General features: G+C 72.6%; 14 protein-coding genes. 8 read left to right on the forward strand and 6 right to left on the reverse strand.

The features are described 5' to 3' along the window. Nucleotides 1–15: 15 nt before the first annotated feature. Complete coding sequence (locus tag ACQPZA_RS09880) at nt 16–1299, reverse strand: MFS transporter (protein ID WP_433279909.1); 1284 nt, start codon at nt 1297–1299, stop codon at nt 16–18. A 320-nt stretch (nt 1300–1619) separates the two neighbouring features. On the opposite strand from ACQPZA_RS09880, the gene ACQPZA_RS09885 reads away from it, so the two are divergent. Next, nucleotides 1620–1970: a hypothetical protein gene (locus tag ACQPZA_RS09885; RefSeq protein WP_169395110.1), complete on the forward strand. Its 351-nt coding sequence runs from the start codon at nt 1620–1622 to the stop codon at nt 1968–1970. Between the two features lie 26 nt (nt 1971–1996). Here ACQPZA_RS09885 and ACQPZA_RS09890 read toward each other — a convergent pair whose 3' ends face one another. Both ACQPZA_RS09890 and nhaA read right to left on the reverse strand, forming a co-directional pair. Next, the gene (locus ACQPZA_RS09890) at nt 1997–3127 is read right to left on the reverse strand and encodes an AI-2E family transporter (RefSeq protein ID WP_433279910.1); all 1131 of its coding nucleotides are present in this window, start codon (nt 3125–3127) and stop codon (nt 1997–1999) included. A gap of 61 nt (nt 3128–3188) precedes the next feature. After that, nucleotides 3189–4499, reverse strand: coding sequence for a Na+/H+ antiporter NhaA (gene nhaA / locus ACQPZA_RS09895; protein ID WP_433279911.1), 1311 nt, complete (start codon nt 4497–4499; stop codon nt 3189–3191). A 413-nt stretch (nt 4500–4912) separates the two neighbouring features. Here nhaA and ACQPZA_RS09900 point away from each other — a divergent pair, with 413 nt between their 5' ends. The 5 genes from ACQPZA_RS09900 (at nt 4913) to ACQPZA_RS09920 (ending at nt 10163) form a co-directional block, all read left to right on the forward strand. Next, a complete protein-coding gene (locus ACQPZA_RS09900) occupies nt 4913–5410 on the forward strand; it encodes an STAS domain-containing protein (protein WP_433279912.1) in 498 nt (165 codons plus the stop codon). 119 nt (nt 5411–5529) lie between these two features. Beyond that, a complete protein-coding gene (locus ACQPZA_RS09905; protein WP_433279913.1) occupies nt 5530–5727 on the forward strand; it encodes a CsbD family protein in 198 nt (65 codons plus the stop codon). Nucleotides 5728–5882: 155 nt separating this feature from the next. Continuing rightward, on the forward strand, nt 5883–7025 hold the full coding sequence (locus ACQPZA_RS09910; protein ID WP_433279914.1) for an amidohydrolase family protein: 1143 nt from the start codon (nt 5883–5885) through the stop codon (nt 7023–7025). Beyond that, a complete protein-coding gene (locus ACQPZA_RS09915; RefSeq protein WP_433279915.1) occupies nt 7022–8389 on the forward strand; it encodes a glutamine synthetase family protein in 1368 nt (455 codons plus the stop codon). The genes ACQPZA_RS09910 and ACQPZA_RS09915 overlap by 4 nt, the downstream gene beginning before the upstream one ends. Nucleotides 8390–8714: 325 nt before the next feature. Further along, nucleotides 8715–10163, forward strand: a complete 1449-nt coding sequence (locus ACQPZA_RS09920; protein ID WP_433279916.1) for an APC family permease — start codon at nt 8715–8717, stop codon at nt 10161–10163. Between the two features lie 3 nt (nt 10164–10166). Here ACQPZA_RS09920 and ACQPZA_RS09925 read toward each other — a convergent pair whose 3' ends face one another. Together ACQPZA_RS09925 and ACQPZA_RS09930 are read right to left on the reverse strand one after the other, a co-directional pair. Next, the gene (locus ACQPZA_RS09925; RefSeq protein ID WP_169395103.1) at nt 10167–10352 is read right to left on the reverse strand and encodes a DUF1918 domain-containing protein; all 186 of its coding nucleotides are present in this window, start codon (nt 10350–10352) and stop codon (nt 10167–10169) included. An 80-nt stretch (nt 10353–10432) separates the two neighbouring features. After that, nucleotides 10433–11128, reverse strand: a complete 696-nt coding sequence (locus tag ACQPZA_RS09930) for a universal stress protein (RefSeq protein WP_433279917.1) — start codon at nt 11126–11128, stop codon at nt 10433–10435. Nucleotides 11129–11411: 283 nt separating this feature from the next. On the opposite strand from ACQPZA_RS09930, the gene ACQPZA_RS09935 reads away from it, so the two are divergent. Then, entirely contained in the window at nt 11412–12323 is a 912-nt protein-coding gene (locus ACQPZA_RS09935) for a polysaccharide deacetylase family protein (protein ID WP_433279918.1), read from the forward strand. A 76-nt stretch (nt 12324–12399) separates the two neighbouring features. Next, nucleotides 12400–12741 (forward strand): hypothetical protein, encoded by a 342-nt coding sequence (locus ACQPZA_RS09940; protein ID WP_169395100.1) that lies wholly within the window; start codon nt 12400–12402, stop codon nt 12739–12741. A 17-nt stretch (nt 12742–12758) separates the two neighbouring features. Here the strand turns inward: ACQPZA_RS09940 and ACQPZA_RS09945 are convergent, their stop codons facing one another. Further along, nucleotides 12759–14177 (reverse strand): PLP-dependent aminotransferase family protein, encoded by a 1419-nt coding sequence (locus tag ACQPZA_RS09945; RefSeq protein WP_433279919.1) that lies wholly within the window; start codon nt 14175–14177, stop codon nt 12759–12761. Nucleotides 14178–14219: the final 42 nt, after the last annotated feature.

Here is a 14219-nt window from a genome sequence, read left to right on the forward strand (position 1 = left end):
CCGCCCGGTACCTCCTCAGGACCCGCCGATCGGGGCGGCGTCGGCCCTCGATGTCCCGAGTCGGCCTCCGAACTCGATGCCCTTCGCCTCCTTGCCTGCCAGGGTGAGCCCGGCGACCGCGATCAATACCGGGACGACCGTCGCGACCAGTGCGAACGGGTACCCGTGCGATGCGGCGAGACTCTGCTGGATCGGCAGGTTGAACGCGGCCAGGCAGTTCCCGAGCTGGTAGGTGACGCCGGGATAGAAGCCGCGGATGGTGTCGGGCGACATCTCGGTGAGGTGTGCCGGAATCACGCCCCAGGCGCCCTGCACCACCACCTGCATGAGGAACGACCCGAGCACGAGGAACCCGGCCGTCCGGGAGAGCGCGAACAGCGGCACGATCGGCAGCCCGAGTATCGCGCAGAAGACGATGGTGTACCGGCGGCCGAACCGTTCCGACAGGGTGCCGAACACGATCCCGCCGATCATCGCGCCGACGTTGTAGACCACCGCGATCCACGTCGACGCGGCGACGGAGAGGCCCGCTCCGCCGTCGTCGGTGGCCTTCAGGAAGGTGGGGTAGAGGTCCTGCGTCCCGTGGCTCAGCCAGTTGAACGCGGTCATCAGCAGGATCAGGTAGCCGAACCGGCGCAGCACCACGGGGTTGAGCAGGACGTCGCGGAACGTGGAGTTCGTCGCGCGCATCCGCTGCTGGGTGGCGCTCCACACCTCGGACTCGCGCACCCGCGCCCGGATGAAGAGGCTGATCAACGCCGGGATGATGCTGAGGGCGAACAGCCAGCGCCAGGACAGCCCGAGTGCGGTGATCACCACCAGCGAGGCGAGTGAGGCCAGCAGGTATCCCAGCGAGTAGCCCTGCTGCAGCAGGCCGGAGAAGAAGCCGCGGCGCTTCACCGGGATCTTCTCCATCGCGAGCGCGGCGCCGAGACCCCATTCGCCACCCATTCCGATGCCGTAGAGCAGGCGTAGCACCAGCAGCACGGTGAAGTTCGGAGCGAACGCGCAGAGGAACCCGACGACCGAGTAGAAGCACACGTCGACGAGCAGGGGGATGCGCCGGCCCCTCCGGTCGGCCCAGATGCCGAACACGATCGCGCCCACCGGCCGCATGATGAGGGTCGCGGTGGTCAGGAAGGCCATTCGGGTCAGCGATACACCGAAGTCGTGCGCGATGTCGGCATAGACGAACACGACGATGAAGTAGTCGAACGCGTCCATCGTCCAGCCGAGCAAGGCGGCGAGAAAGGAGTTCCGCTGGTCGGGTGTGAGTGACGTACTCGCCGAATCGGTCATTCCGGATGCTCGGCCTGCCATTTACCTGGTCCTTCCCCCGCCAACTGGTCGCACGATACGCGTAAGCAATTGTTCGGGGCGACCCGGAGAAATAGGTAATTGTCGAGATGGCCCCTTATGGGTGGAATGGTGGGGATGCCGGTCCGGCGGCGCCCGGGGCGGCGGCTGTGCGGCCGCGCTCGCAGGGCTTCTGCCGCAGGGCGTCCGAAGCTATAGTGTCTGTTGTAGATTCTCTGTCTCGTCCTCGGAGAGTCGTCCGACGATCCGGAAGGGGCGGGCTGCGCGGGTGGGGGGCGCGCCGTGGTTGCCCGGAGGTGATCATGAGCGGATATGGTCGGATGCGGGAGCGTCCCGTCCTGGTAGCGCAGATGGCCGCGCTGAAGGCCCGGGAGGACGCGGGCACGCCGAACTTCCGGCGGGGCGCGCTGGACGCGCTGCAGTGGCTGTGCGCGGGTGGTCCGGGGCCACTGACCGGGGTGCTCACCGGGCTCCCGGTGTCGTCCAGGGCGATCGTCCGTGAGCTGGCCGGGGCCGAGGCGATCATCTACGGCAGACCGTCGGGCTGCCGGGACTACGCGTGCGGGCTCGAACACGCCTTGATGTGGGCCCAGTTCGCCACTGCGGCGCCCCCCGCGCCCGACAGGCGCGCCGGGGCGGGCGCGGGCTCCTGACTCCAGCGCCGGTGGGACGCTCCGCCTCAGCCCGCTGTCGCCGGTCGGCCTGCCTGGTCCACGGGTACCTGCTCGGGGCCGACCGTGGGCTGCGGTTTGGGCCTGCCGCGGCGGTGGTCCCAGACGTCGCGCAGGATCACCTGGACGATGCCGGCTGCGGGAATGGCGAGCAGGGCACCGAGGATCCCGGCCAGCTCCACCGCCACCAGGATCGCCACGAGAACGGTGAGCGGGTTGAGCTTGACCGTGCGGGCGAAGATGAGCGGCTGCAGCAGGTGGTTCTCCAACTGCTGGTAGAGCACGAAGAACACGAGGACCGCGATCCCGGCGGGCACGGAGTGCACGAACCCTGCGATCGTTGCGACGACCGCTCCGATCGTGGCGCCGACCAGCGGGATCAGGTCGGTGATGGCGACGAAGAGCGCGATCAGCCCGGCGAAGGGCACCCCGGCGATCTTGAGGACGGCGTAGGTGAGCAGCCCGCAGATCACGCTGATCAGCAGGTTGCCGGAGATGTAGCCGGTGACCGTCTTCGCGCAGTCGTGGGTGACCCTGCGGATCCGTTCGGCGCGGTCCGGCGGGAACAGGGCCAGCGACCCGTCGACGACCTTCGGGCCTTCGAGCACGGCGAGGTAGGCCAGCACGAAGATCGTGACGGTGGCGACGACGGCCGTGCCGGCGGCCTGCACCACGCCGAGCGCAGGCGTGCCGAGGCCCGTGGCGAACTCGCGGATCCGGTCCTGGTTGTTCTGCACCCATTCCAGGGCGTGGACCCTCGTGAGAAGGTCTCCCACGGGGCCGCGGCCCGCGCGCGCGTCGGCGATCAGTGGCGGCAGCTGCCCCGCGACCTGCGTGCCCTCCTGCGCCAGCGGCACCGCGAACACCGCGAGCAGCCCGCCCAGTACGACCAGCACCAGCACGAACACCAGCAGCGTGGCGAGCGACCGGCGGCCGCGGGTGACGTGGCGCTGCACCCAGTCGACCACCGGGTACAGCGCGACCGCGAAGAACAGTGCCACCACCATCCAGATCAGCACGCGTTCGACCCGCATCACGAGAAGCACCGCGACGCCGGTGGCCAGCACCAGCCCGATGGTGGTCAGGATCGTCCGCACCGGAACCCGGGAGCGGGCTTCCTCGGTTGTCGCATCGGTCACCGGGCCGGGGTTCACCGCCACGGCTCAGCGCAAACAGTCCGGCCGGCTCCGGGGTTCGGGCTCAGCCCCGGTCCGGGTCGGTCTGGTAGACGTCCGGCACGCCGTCGGCGTCGGTGTCGAGCTCCTCGGCGGCGCGGATGCGGCGGTAGTAGCGGTTGCGGATGCGCAGCACCACCGTGGCCAGCAGCGCCGACAGCAGCGACCCGGCCAGCACCCCGATCTTGACGTGGTCGTCGCGCACGGTGCCCGCGCCGAAGGCGAGCTCGCCGATGAGCAGGGACACGGTGAACCCGATCCCGGCGAGCAGGGCGAGCCCGAGCACGTCCCACCACGACAGGCCCTCGTCGAGGGTGGCCCGGGTGAAGCGCTGCACGGTCCACGTCGCGCCGAGCACCCCGATCGGTTTGCCGACCAGCAGGGCGATGACGACGCCGAGCGTGACGCTGTCGGTGAGGCTCGAGCCGAGCCCTCCGGACCCCGATACGGACACCCCGGCGGCGAAGAACGCGAAGACCGGCACGGCGAAACCCGCCGAGATCGGCCGGAAGCGGTGCTCGAAATGCTCGGCGAGGCCCGGGCCGGGGCCGTCGGCGCGCCGGAGCACCGGCACGGCGAACCCGAGCAGCACTCCGGCCACGGTGGCGTGCACCCCGGAGGCGTGCACGAGCGCCCACGTGACCGCGGCGAGAGGCAGCAGCAGCCACCAGGACCGGACCCGGCGCTGCACCAGCACCGTGAACAGCCCGAGCGGCAGCAGCGCGAGCGCGAGCGGAACCAGCTGCAGGGAGTCGGTGTAGAAGACGGCGATGATCGTGATCGCGAGGAGGTCGTCGACCACGGCGAGGGTGAGCAGGAACGTCCGCAGCGCCGACGGGAGGTGGGTGGCGATGACGGCCAGCACGGCGAGGGCGAAGGCGATGTCGGTGGCGGTCGGGACGGCCCATCCGGCCAGCGCACCTCCGCCCGCGCCGGAGTTGAGGGCCACGTAGATCACGGCGGGGGCGGCCATCCCCCCGACGGCGGCGGCGACCGGCAGTGCCGCGCGCCGTGGGTCGCGCAGGTCGCCTGCCACGAACTCGCGTTTGAGCTCCAGCCCGGCCACGAAGAAGAAGATCGCCAGCAGGCCGTCGGCCGCCCACTCCGCCAGTGTCAGGTCGAGGTGCAGCGCGACCGGGCCGACCGTGAGGCCGGCGAGTCCGGTGTAGATGCCGGACCACGGCGAGTTCGCCCACACGAGCGCGATGACCGCGGCGCCGACCAGCAGCGCGCCACCCACGGTCTCGGTGCGCAGGATCTCGGCGACCCGGCTGACCTCGGGCCAGCTGCCCCGGCCGAACAGACGGGGTGACGGACGGCCGGTCGGCGTGGTCACTGGGCCTCCACAGGGGTCGGGAACGAGACCGCCGACCAGACTTCCCGGCACACCGCCCGTCATCGTAGGGCCCACCCGGGTGGAGCACCGGGCAGCTGCCGCTGCGCCGCAGGCCGTGGGCGGGCGCAGAGCGTGTGACGACCGGGGTGAGGAGTTCCTCCGACCGGGGTTCGCCCTGTTCAGACGGGGTGGACGCCGCTACAGTCAGGCCACGACGCAGGCCTGGCCCCTGCTCCGCGTCCGCTGGACAAGCCGCGCCGGATCAGCAACCGCATCCGGGGCGACCTGGCTCGGAGCTCGTCGGGTACGAGGTTCGCGGAGTGCCACCGAAGCTGTCGGCTCCGAGTCTCCTGGCCCTTCTCACGCAGATCGATGGCCTCCGCCGGCGAGGCCGGGAAGTGCGGGTGTGTGGCATGGACGTGTTCGCAGGCGGTCGAGAGGCGCCGTCGCCAGAAATCGACACCGCACGGATCCGGATCGTCAGCGTGAGCGGGCCGGCCACGGAAGTGACCGTGCACGTCAGCGGCGAGATCGACCTGTTCACCGAGCCGGCACTGACCTGCTGCCTGACCGAACAGCTCCGGACCGGCCCAGGCCTCTCGAGCCTGGTCGTCGACCTGTCGTCGGTGACCTTCGTGGGCGCGCGTGGCCTCTCCGCACTCCTGGAGGTGGCGAGCATCGCCACGCGCCACGACGTCGCGTTCCGCGTGGTCGGGTGCAGCCGGCAGGTCCTCCGGTGTCTCGACATCATCGACCCCCACGACACGCTGCCGCGCCAGGCCGACTGCGCCCCACCGGCGTCGGGCCGTCATCGCGGCGACTGGGGGAGCCGTCGCCGCAGAGCCGGTGACACGCCGCAGCGCACCGTGTTAATCCCGGCCCAGACGCGTCGTCCGGTTTCGGGATCGTGAGCAGTGACCTGCGGGTTCTCACCGGAATGGGGTAGCTGGCGGGTCTCCGCCCGTGGTACCCCGCGGACGAGCCGGCATCCCGGGCACGGGCCCGGGAACCGGTCGAGGAGGTGGCTGTTGTGAGCTTCACGAGCAAGCTCGGCAACAAGGCCCAGGAACTGCGCGGACGCTTCAAGCGGAACACCGGCGAGGTCACCGGCAACAGGCGCCTCCAGGCCGAGGGCAGATCGGACGAGGTGAAGGGGCGCTTCAAGCGAATGGTCGAGAAGGTCAAGGACATGTTCCGCGGGCGGGGCCGTCGCCGTCACCATCCCTGACCGCCGCCCGGGCCGCGCTGTGATCTCGCGGACGCGGGGGAGCCACCTCCGCAGGTGAGGGCGGGTCGGCCTCGGGCAGCCGCCCGGCCGCGTCCTTGACGTGCCCGGCGCATGGCGGTCTGCTGATCCCCAGCTCGTCGATCGGGGGATTGGCCATGACGGAGCCGGTTGCGGCGGCTGTGGACTCGTTGCGGCTCGTGGACCACCACGTCCACGGCGCGGCGAGCGGCGGTCTCGACGCCGCCGGTTTCGCTGCCGGGCTCTCCGAGTCCTCCTGGCCCGCACCTGCGGGCACCTCGCATCTGGACTCGCAGATCGGCTTCGCCGTCCGCCGCTGGTGCGCCCCGGTGCTCGATCTGCCCCCGCACGTCGACGTGCCCGACTACCTGGAGCGGCGCCGCGTGCTCGGCCCCGCCGAGGTGACCCGCCGCTTCCTGACCGCGAGCGGCATCGGGTGCTTCCTCGTGGAGACGGGCTACCGCGCCGACGAGATTCTCGGGCCCGCGGAGATGGCCAGTGCCGCGAGCACGCCCACCGAGCCGGCATCGGCCGAGGAGGTCGTCCGGCTGGAGTCGGTGGCCGAGGACGTGGCAGCGGCGGGGACCGACGCGTCCGGCTTCGCGGCCGCGTTCGCCGCCGCCCTCGACGAGCGGGCGCGCGGCGCCGTCGGGCTGAAGTCGGTGATCGCCTACCGGTACGGCCTCGACTTCGATCCCGAGCCACCCAATCCCGGCGAGGTGCGGCGAGCCGCCGGGCAGTGGCTGCGGGCCGGGGGACGCCTCACCGACCCGGTGCTGCTGCGCCACCTGCTGTGGGTGGGCGTGGAACGGGGGCTCCCGCTGCAGTTCCACGTCGGCTACGGCGACACCGACCTCACCCTGCACCGCAGCGACCCGTCGTTGATGACCGGGTTCCTGCGCCGGGTGCAGGACCGCCAGGTGCCGGTCATGCTGCTGCACTGCTACCCGTACCACCGCACGGCGGCCTACCTCGCCGCCGCGTTCCCGCACGTCTACCTCGACGTCGGGCTGGCGATCAACTACACCGGCTCGCGGAGCGCGGCGGTGGTGGCCGAGTCACTGGAGGTGGCGCCGTTCGCCAAGGTGCTCTTCTCCTCCGACGCATGGGGGCCCCCGGAGCTGCACCACCTGGGCGCGCTGCTGTGGCGCCGCGCGATGACCGAACTCCTGGGTGCGTGGGTGTCGTCGGGCGACTGGTCCCCGGCCGACGCGGCCCGCGTCGCCGAGATGGTCGGCGCGGGGAACGCGCGGCGCGTCTACGCGCTGGGGGAGCGGTGACGGACGCCCCACCGGGGCACACCGAGCTGCTCGGCCGGATCGCGGCCGACGGCGTGCGGCTGCTGCGGTTCCTCTACTGCGACCCGAGCGGGGTGATCCGCGGCAAACAGGCGCACGCCTCGCGGCTGGACGGGGCGCTCACTTCCGGGCTCGGGCTGACGCGGGCGCAGAACGCGATCAACGTGCTCGACGACCTCGTCGCGGTCGAGGACATGGAACCGGTGGGCGAGATCCGCATCGTCCCCGACCTCACGACCTATGTCCGGCTGCCCTGGCTGGCCGGGGTGGGCAGCGTGCTGTGCGACCAGGTGGGCCACGACGGGCGGGACTGGGGCTGCTGCCCACGAGCGTTCCTGCAGCGCGCCGTGGCGGCGGCAGACGAGGCGGGGCTGCGCGTCCGTGCGGCGTTCGAGAACGAGTTCTACCTGGCCGAACGCACCCCCGACGGGCCACGGCCGTGGGCCGACGGGCCCGTGTACTCCTCGTCGGGCCTGGACCGGGCCGCCCCCGTCATGCACGACATCGTCGACGCGCTGGTCGAGCAGGGTCTCGTGGTCGAGCAGGCCATCAACGAGTACGGGCCGGGACAGCAGGAGATCTCCGTCCGCTACGCCGACGCGCTGGCCGCCGCCGACAACCAGCTGCGGCTGCGCGACACCGTCCGTGGGGTCGCCGAGTGCGGGCACGGCCTGCTGGCGTCGTTCGCGCCGCGGCCGTGGCCGGACGCGATCGGCAGCGGGACCCACGTGCACTTCTCCCTGTGGGACGCCGAGGGCACCACGAACCTGCTGCCCGAGCCCGCCGACCCGTTCGCCGTGTCGGAGCGGGCCCGCGCGTTCCTGGCCGGCGTGCTCGACCACCTCCCCGCTCTCGTCGCGCTGACCTGCCCGTCCTACCTGTCCTACGACCGGCTCCGGCCGAGCGCCTGGGCCGGGTCGACCGTCTCGTGGGGCTTCGACAACCGGGAGGCCGCGCTACGGGTCGCGTCCCCGTTCCGGGGCCGGGAGCAGGAGAGCGCCAACGCCGAGCTGAAGGCGTGTGACGCGAGCAGCAACCCCTACCTCGCGCTCGGCGGCCTGATCCTCGCCGGGCTCGACGGCGTCGCCCGTGAGCTCGACCTGCCCGAACCGGCCCCGCGCGATCCGGCGTCGTTGAGCTGGGAGGAGGCCGGCCGTTGCGGGGTCCAGCCGCTGCCCACCGACCAGCGGACCGCCCACGCGCTGCTGGAGGCCGACCCGGTGCTGATGGAAGGCCTCGGAGACCTGCTGGGCCGGTGCATCCTCGCCACCCGCCGGGCGGAGTACGACCGGTGCGCCGAGATGGGTGACGACGCCGTGCGAGCGGCCACCTTCACCACGTTCTGACCGGGCGACTCGGGGGTCGGAAACGGGCGACTCGCGGGCGAGGCGGGGTTGATCGCCGCGAGATCCGGTTGTCGGCCCCGCGAAGGGCCGGATGGTGCATCTCGCAACATCACGCGCTGCAGCGCCCGCGCACCGCACCCCTTGGCGTTCCTCGCGGAGGGCGTGGGTTCCTCGCAGATGCTGTGGGGTCTGCGAGGAGCATGCTCGCTCTGCGAGGACGAACCTGGTGGTGGCCCTGTGCTCCGGACGGGCGACGGTGGCTGCGCTTCAGTGACACCCGGCCTTTCCTGACCGACGATCTCCTGATCGCGTGAGGGGAGGCGCCGTGGCGCAGAGGTCGATCTCCGGTTCCGGGCTCCGGCGCGAACTGAGCGTGTGGGAGGCCATCGGGCTGTCACTGGCGCTGATGGCGCCGTCGATGGCGGCGAACATCAACCCTCAGGGCACGGCGGGCACCGTCGGGCGGGCCGTGCCGCTCGCCTTCGCGCTGGCGACGGTCGGGGTGCTCCTCATCGCGTACACGTTCGTCCGGCTGAGCCAACGCTTCCATCACGCCGGGAGCGTCTACGGCTTCGTCGGCGCGACGCTGGGCCCGCGTGCCGGGGTGGTGGCGGGATGGTCGCTGCTGGGCACCTACATCTTCTACGGCGTCGTCACCTCGACGGCGGCCGGCATCTTCGGCGCCGCTGCCTTGGAGGCCCTGGGCATCTGGCCGGACCAGCCGCCGTGGGCGGGTTTCGCCGTCGGCGCGGTGGCGCTGCTCGGGGTGCTGGCGCTCGCCGTCGCGCCCGTGCGCGGGGGCACGAGGGTGTTGCTGTCGATCGAGGTCGCGACCGTCGCGCTGATCCTGGTCGTCTCGGTGGTGATCCTCGCGCGACTGGCGACGGGGAGCGCGCCGGGCGGCCGGTCGGTCGACCTCTCGGTGTTCACGGTCGCGCCCGGCACCGAGATGTCCGCGGTGTTCCTCGGCGTCGTCTTCGGATTCCTGTCCTTCGCCGGGTTCGAGGCGGCGGCGACCCTGGGCGAGGAGACCCGGGAACCGCGCCGGAGCATCCCGCGGGCGATCCTCGGCACCGCGATCTTCGGCGGCGTCTACTTCGTGTTCGTCACCGCTGTGGAGGTGATGGGCTTCGGCACCGACGAAGCCGGGGTGGCCGCGTTCACGGCATCGTCGTCGCTGCTCGGGGACCTCGGCGCGCAGTACGTCGCCGCGTGGGTGGGAGACCTCATCACCGTCGGCGCTGCGATCAGCGCGTTCGGCTGTGCGCTGGCCTGCGCGGTGAGCGCCGCCCGCATGCTCTTCGCGCTCGCCCGCGACGGCATCGGCCCGGCGGCGTTCGCGGAGGTCTCCCCGGCACGGGCCACCCCCACGCGCGCGACGATCGCCGTGGTCGTCGCGATGTACGTGGTGATCGGAGTCGCGTGGTTCGTTGTGGGCGGCGCGCCCTTCGACCTCTTCGTGGCCTCGGGCACGATCGGCACCCTGATCCTGCTGGTCGTGTACGCGCTGGCCACTGTCGGCGCGGCCCGCCTGCTGTTCTTCACCGGACGGCGGGAGGTGGCCGCCTGGGAGGTCGTCGTCCCCGCGCTCGCGCTGGTGCTGATCGGATACACACTGTTCCGCAACATCGCGCCCTACCCGGAGGGGGCAGCGGGTGTGTACCCGCTGGTGTCGGCGGCGTGGATCCTGCTCGGCGTCGTCGTCGTGCTCGTCGTGCCGGGAGCCGCTCGCCGGGCGGGACGGCGCCTCACGGCCAACGAGGGACTGGGCTGAGCGTCAGCCCTCCGACACCACCCGGGCGTCCGGGCCGGGGAAGTAGACCGACTCGTGGCCGTCCTGCCAGCGGACCCGGTAGTGCTCCCGCTCGCCGTCGCCGATCACCTCGACCACCTCACCCCGTCGAGGCCGGGTGTCGAGCGTGGTGGTCTCGACGACGATCTGGTCTCCCGTGCAGCAACGCATCGCGCGTCCTCCTCCACTGGTACCCGTGCCAAGTCTGGGACCGCGCCGGTCCGCCGACAAGGCCGAAGGGCCTCCGATCCTCAGGAACCGTGCCGGGGCAGTGGGGCCCGGGGGGTGAGCAGCACCGAGCACGGCGCGTGGTGCAGAGCGCTGCAGGCGACGAGCCCGAGCGGACCGGGTGGGGACGTACGTGAGGCGCCGACGACCAGGAGGTCGGCGTCGAGTCCTTCGCCGACCATCTCGTGCGGGTGGACGCGGAGCAGCCGCTGCTCCACGGTGAGCCCGGGGACGGCGTCGAGCACGTCGGCCTCGGCCCGGTGCAGGAGGCTCCGGGCGCGGTCGAGTGCGGCGTCGAGCCCGACGCTGCGCGCGCCGAACGAGGTGGGCACCCCGTGCGCGACGACCAGTTCCGCACCCATGTGCTGGGCGGCGGTGGCGGCGGCCGCCAGCACGGGCGCGTCGTCGGGCAGGGACTGCACGGCCGCGACGACCCGGCGCGGCCCCGAGCGGGCGGCGGTGCCGGGCTCGGAGACGACGGCGAGGACGGCGACGCCCTGGCGGGCCGCGTCCGCCGCGGTCTCGGCGATCGTTTCGATGCGCTGGGCCGACGCGGGGAAGTCGCCGGGTGCGGCCTCCGGGAGGTGCTGGCGGCGCAGCCACCGGCCGGACTGGCGGCACCACTGCACCACCCAGTCCGGTGCTTCCGAGCCGTCGCACACGATCACCACGCCGCTGCGCTCCACGGGATCGGCGTGTCGGATCGGCAGGGTGGTCACGTGGACGCTCACTAGTGCGACCCTTCTCCGGAGAGCGGCCCCCGGTCCATTACATGATGGTGGGAACCTGCGCCCCCGGAACGACCCGGTGCAACCGGCCGACGGGTCGCCCTGGACCCGATCGGCCGCCGCCGGCACCCGGGCGGGCACACGGCCGTCACGCAGCGCGGTGACCGCCCTCGGGGCGCCGGCCGCTGGCGTGCCTTGACCCGGGAAATCCGGCGTCGCAGAGTGATCGGATGAGCGGCGCGCCGATCAGCAGTTCGTTCCGGCAGGGCACCCCGTGACCGCGGAACCGCAGCCGTGGCAGTGGGACGAGACCACGTGGCGAGGGCACGTCGACAGGGTGCGCGCCGGGGCCCGGCTGGTGCCGGAGAGCTGGCCGGGCGGCGCCCGGGTCGCGGTGGCGATCTCCTTCGACCCCGACCACGAGACGATCCCGCTGCGCGACGGCGAGACCCGGCCGGGGAAGCTCTCGCAGGGCGAGTACGGCGCGCGGGTGGCCGCGCCGAAGGTGCTCGCGCTGCTCGCCGAGTTCGGCGTTCCGGCCAGCTTCTTCATGCCCGCGGTGTCGGCGTTGCTGCACCCGGACGAGGTCACCGCCTACGTCGCGGGCGGGCACGAGGTGGGCGTGCACGGCTGGATCCACGAACGCAACATGACGTTGGAGCCCGCCGCCGAGCTCGATCTCACCGCCCGTGCCATCGGGGTGCTGGAGAAGCTCAGCGGCGTGCGTCCGGTCGGTATCCGCACTCCGAGCTGGGACTTCTCCGATCGGACGCTGGCGATCATCGAGCAGCTCGGGCTGGGCTACGACTCGTCGCTGATGGCCGACGACGAGCCCTACGAGCTGGTGGCCGCCGGCCGCCCGACGGGGATCGTGGAGATCCCGGTGGAGTGGATCCGCGACGATGCCCCGTACCTGATGATGGAGCGCTACGGCGCGCTGCGGCCCTACACCCGGCCGCGGGCCCTGCTGGAGATCTGGCGTGACGAGTTCGACGCCGCCTACGCCGAGGGCGGGCTGTTCCAGCTCACCCTGCACCCGCACATCATCGGCCACCGGTCCCGGCTGGTGGTGCTGCGTGAGCTGCTCGCGCACATCGCCGGGCACACCGGAGTCTGGTTCGCCACCCACGCCCGGATCGCGGAGGTGGCCAGGACCCAGCTGACCCCGCCGAGCCCCGGGCCGTGAGCCGGCCGGGGTCTCCCGCCACTGCGTTCGGGCGACAGCGGGTTCCAGGGGCGGCTGGGCGGGTATCGGCAGTTCCATGGCCGACCCGGTGGAACACGACCTGGAGCTCACGACCAGTGCCCTGCAGTCCGGACCCCTCGCGCTCGGTATCGCCGGCGGGCTGGTCGAGGTGCAGCGCTGGCAGGACCGGTTGGACGGCACGGCGGCCGTCGCGTTGCAGGAGATCGGGGCGATGCTGGCCGAGCTACGCGGCGAGCTGGAGAGCGATGAGCCCGACAGCGCCGTCCTCGCCGACCTGATGCGCCGCCTGGGGGAGCGCACTCTCGCCGTGGCCGACGAGCAGCCGGAGGGCGAGGTGCGCTCCCGTCTCGAGGAGCTCGGCCACCTGCTGGTCCGCGGCGCGGCCGAGGCGGGCTGACCCCGGCGCGGCACCGGTCAGGTGTGCTGCGACAGCACCCGGCACAGCGCGTCCACCGCGGCGTCGAAGGCCTGGTCGGACGGGGCGCCGTAGCCGACGACCAGGCCGTCCGCCGCGGCCGTCGGTGCGTCCGGGTGGCGGAACGCGGACAGCCCGTCGACGGCGATCCCGGCCGCGGTCGCCGCCTCCACGAGCGTCCGTTCCGTGCCCGGCGGCAACCGCAGCACCAGCTGGAGGCCCGCGGCGATCCCGGTGGGCCGCAGCCGGCCGCCCCGCTCGGCGACGGCCGTGACGAGCTGGTCGCGGCGACGGCGGTAGCGCTGACGCATGCGGCGGACGTGGCGCTCGTAGGAGCCGGAGGCGATGAAGTCGGCGAGCGTGAGCTGGGTCAGGACGCAGGCACACGGCTCCTGCTCGCTCTGGGCTGCGAGCACGGGTTCCACGAGCTGCTCGGGAAGGGCCATCCAGCTCAGGCAGATGCCCGGTGAGAGGGCCGCGCCGGCCGAGCCGATGTACACGACGTGCTCGGGATCGAGCCCCTGGAGAGCACCCACCGGATGGCGGTCGTAGCGCAGCTCCCCGTCGTAGTCGTCCTCGATGAGCAGCCCGTCCCGGGACCCCGCCCAGTCGAGGACCCACTGCCGCCGGGCCGGTGCCAGCGGGGCGCCCGTGGGGAACTGGTGGGCGGGTGTGAGCAGGACGTGGTGCAGCTGCGGATGGCGCCCGAGCTCCTCGACCCGCGCACCGTCGTCGTCGACGCCGAGCGGCACGGTGGTCACGGGCGTGTGGTGCGCGTACCCGTAGGACTCGACGGCGAGCCGGCGGTCCGCCGTCCCGGGGAACAGCAGCCGCAGCGCGTGGCCGAAGCCGGAACAGACGACGATCCGGTCCGGCGTGGTGCGCACCCCGCGGGCCTGCCCGAGGTGCTCGGCGAGTGCCTCCCGCAGCTCGATCCGCCCGCGGGGGTCACCCGGGCCGAACGCGTCGCCGGGCGCCGTCGCCAGCGTCCGCCGTCCCGAGGAGAGCCAGGCGCTGCGTGGGAACGAGGACGCGTCGGGTTGCCCCTGGGCGAGGTTGTGCACCGGGCGCGGTCGGGCGGCCGGTGCCGCCTGCGCCACCGGTGCCGCCGGCTGGCCCTGGCGTGGGACGGGTGGCGCGGCACGGCGGGCGACCTGCGTACCCGCCCCCTGCCGGGCGGTGAGCCACCCCTCGGCGACGAGCTCCGCGTAGGCGTCCGCCACGGTGTTGCGCGCCAACCCCAGCTCGGCCGCGACCGACCGGTACGGGGGCAGCCGGCTGCCCGGCGCGAGCCGTCCCGAGCGGACGGCCTCCCGGAGTGCCCGGATGAGCGCTGCGCGCCGGCTCCCCCGACCGGCCAGCTCCCGATGTACGTCCGAGCCGAGCTGCTCGGTCAGATTGACCCACGGATTCCCCACCGAATTGCACCTACAGAAGGTCGATTCATCCCCCATGTTTAT

The organism is Pseudonocardia xinjiangensis, from assembly GCF_050948425.1.
Classification (GTDB): domain Bacteria; phylum Actinomycetota; class Actinomycetes; order Mycobacteriales; family Pseudonocardiaceae; genus Pseudonocardia; species Pseudonocardia xinjiangensis.

Bases quoted from the DNA above. Each gene is read 5' to 3' on its own strand.
- ACQPZA_RS09880 (WP_433279909.1), bottom strand. From the start codon at position 1,299: ATGACCGATTCGGCGAGTACGTCACTCACACCCGACCAGCGGAACTCC.
- ACQPZA_RS09885 (WP_169395110.1), top strand. From the start codon at position 1,620: ATGAGCGGATATGGTCGGATGCGGGAGCGTCCCGTCCTGGTAGCGCAG.
- ACQPZA_RS09900 (WP_433279912.1), top strand. From the start codon at position 4,913: ATGGACGTGTTCGCAGGCGGTCGAGAGGCGCCGTCGCCAGAAATCGAC.
- ACQPZA_RS09910 (WP_433279914.1), top strand. From the start codon at position 5,883: ATGACGGAGCCGGTTGCGGCGGCTGTGGACTCGTTGCGGCTCGTGGAC.
- ACQPZA_RS09925 (WP_169395103.1), bottom strand. From the start codon at position 10,352: ATGCGTTGCTGCACGGGAGACCAGATCGTCGTCGAGACCACCACGCTC.
- ACQPZA_RS09940 (WP_169395100.1), top strand. From the start codon at position 12,400: ATGGCCGACCCGGTGGAACACGACCTGGAGCTCACGACCAGTGCCCTG.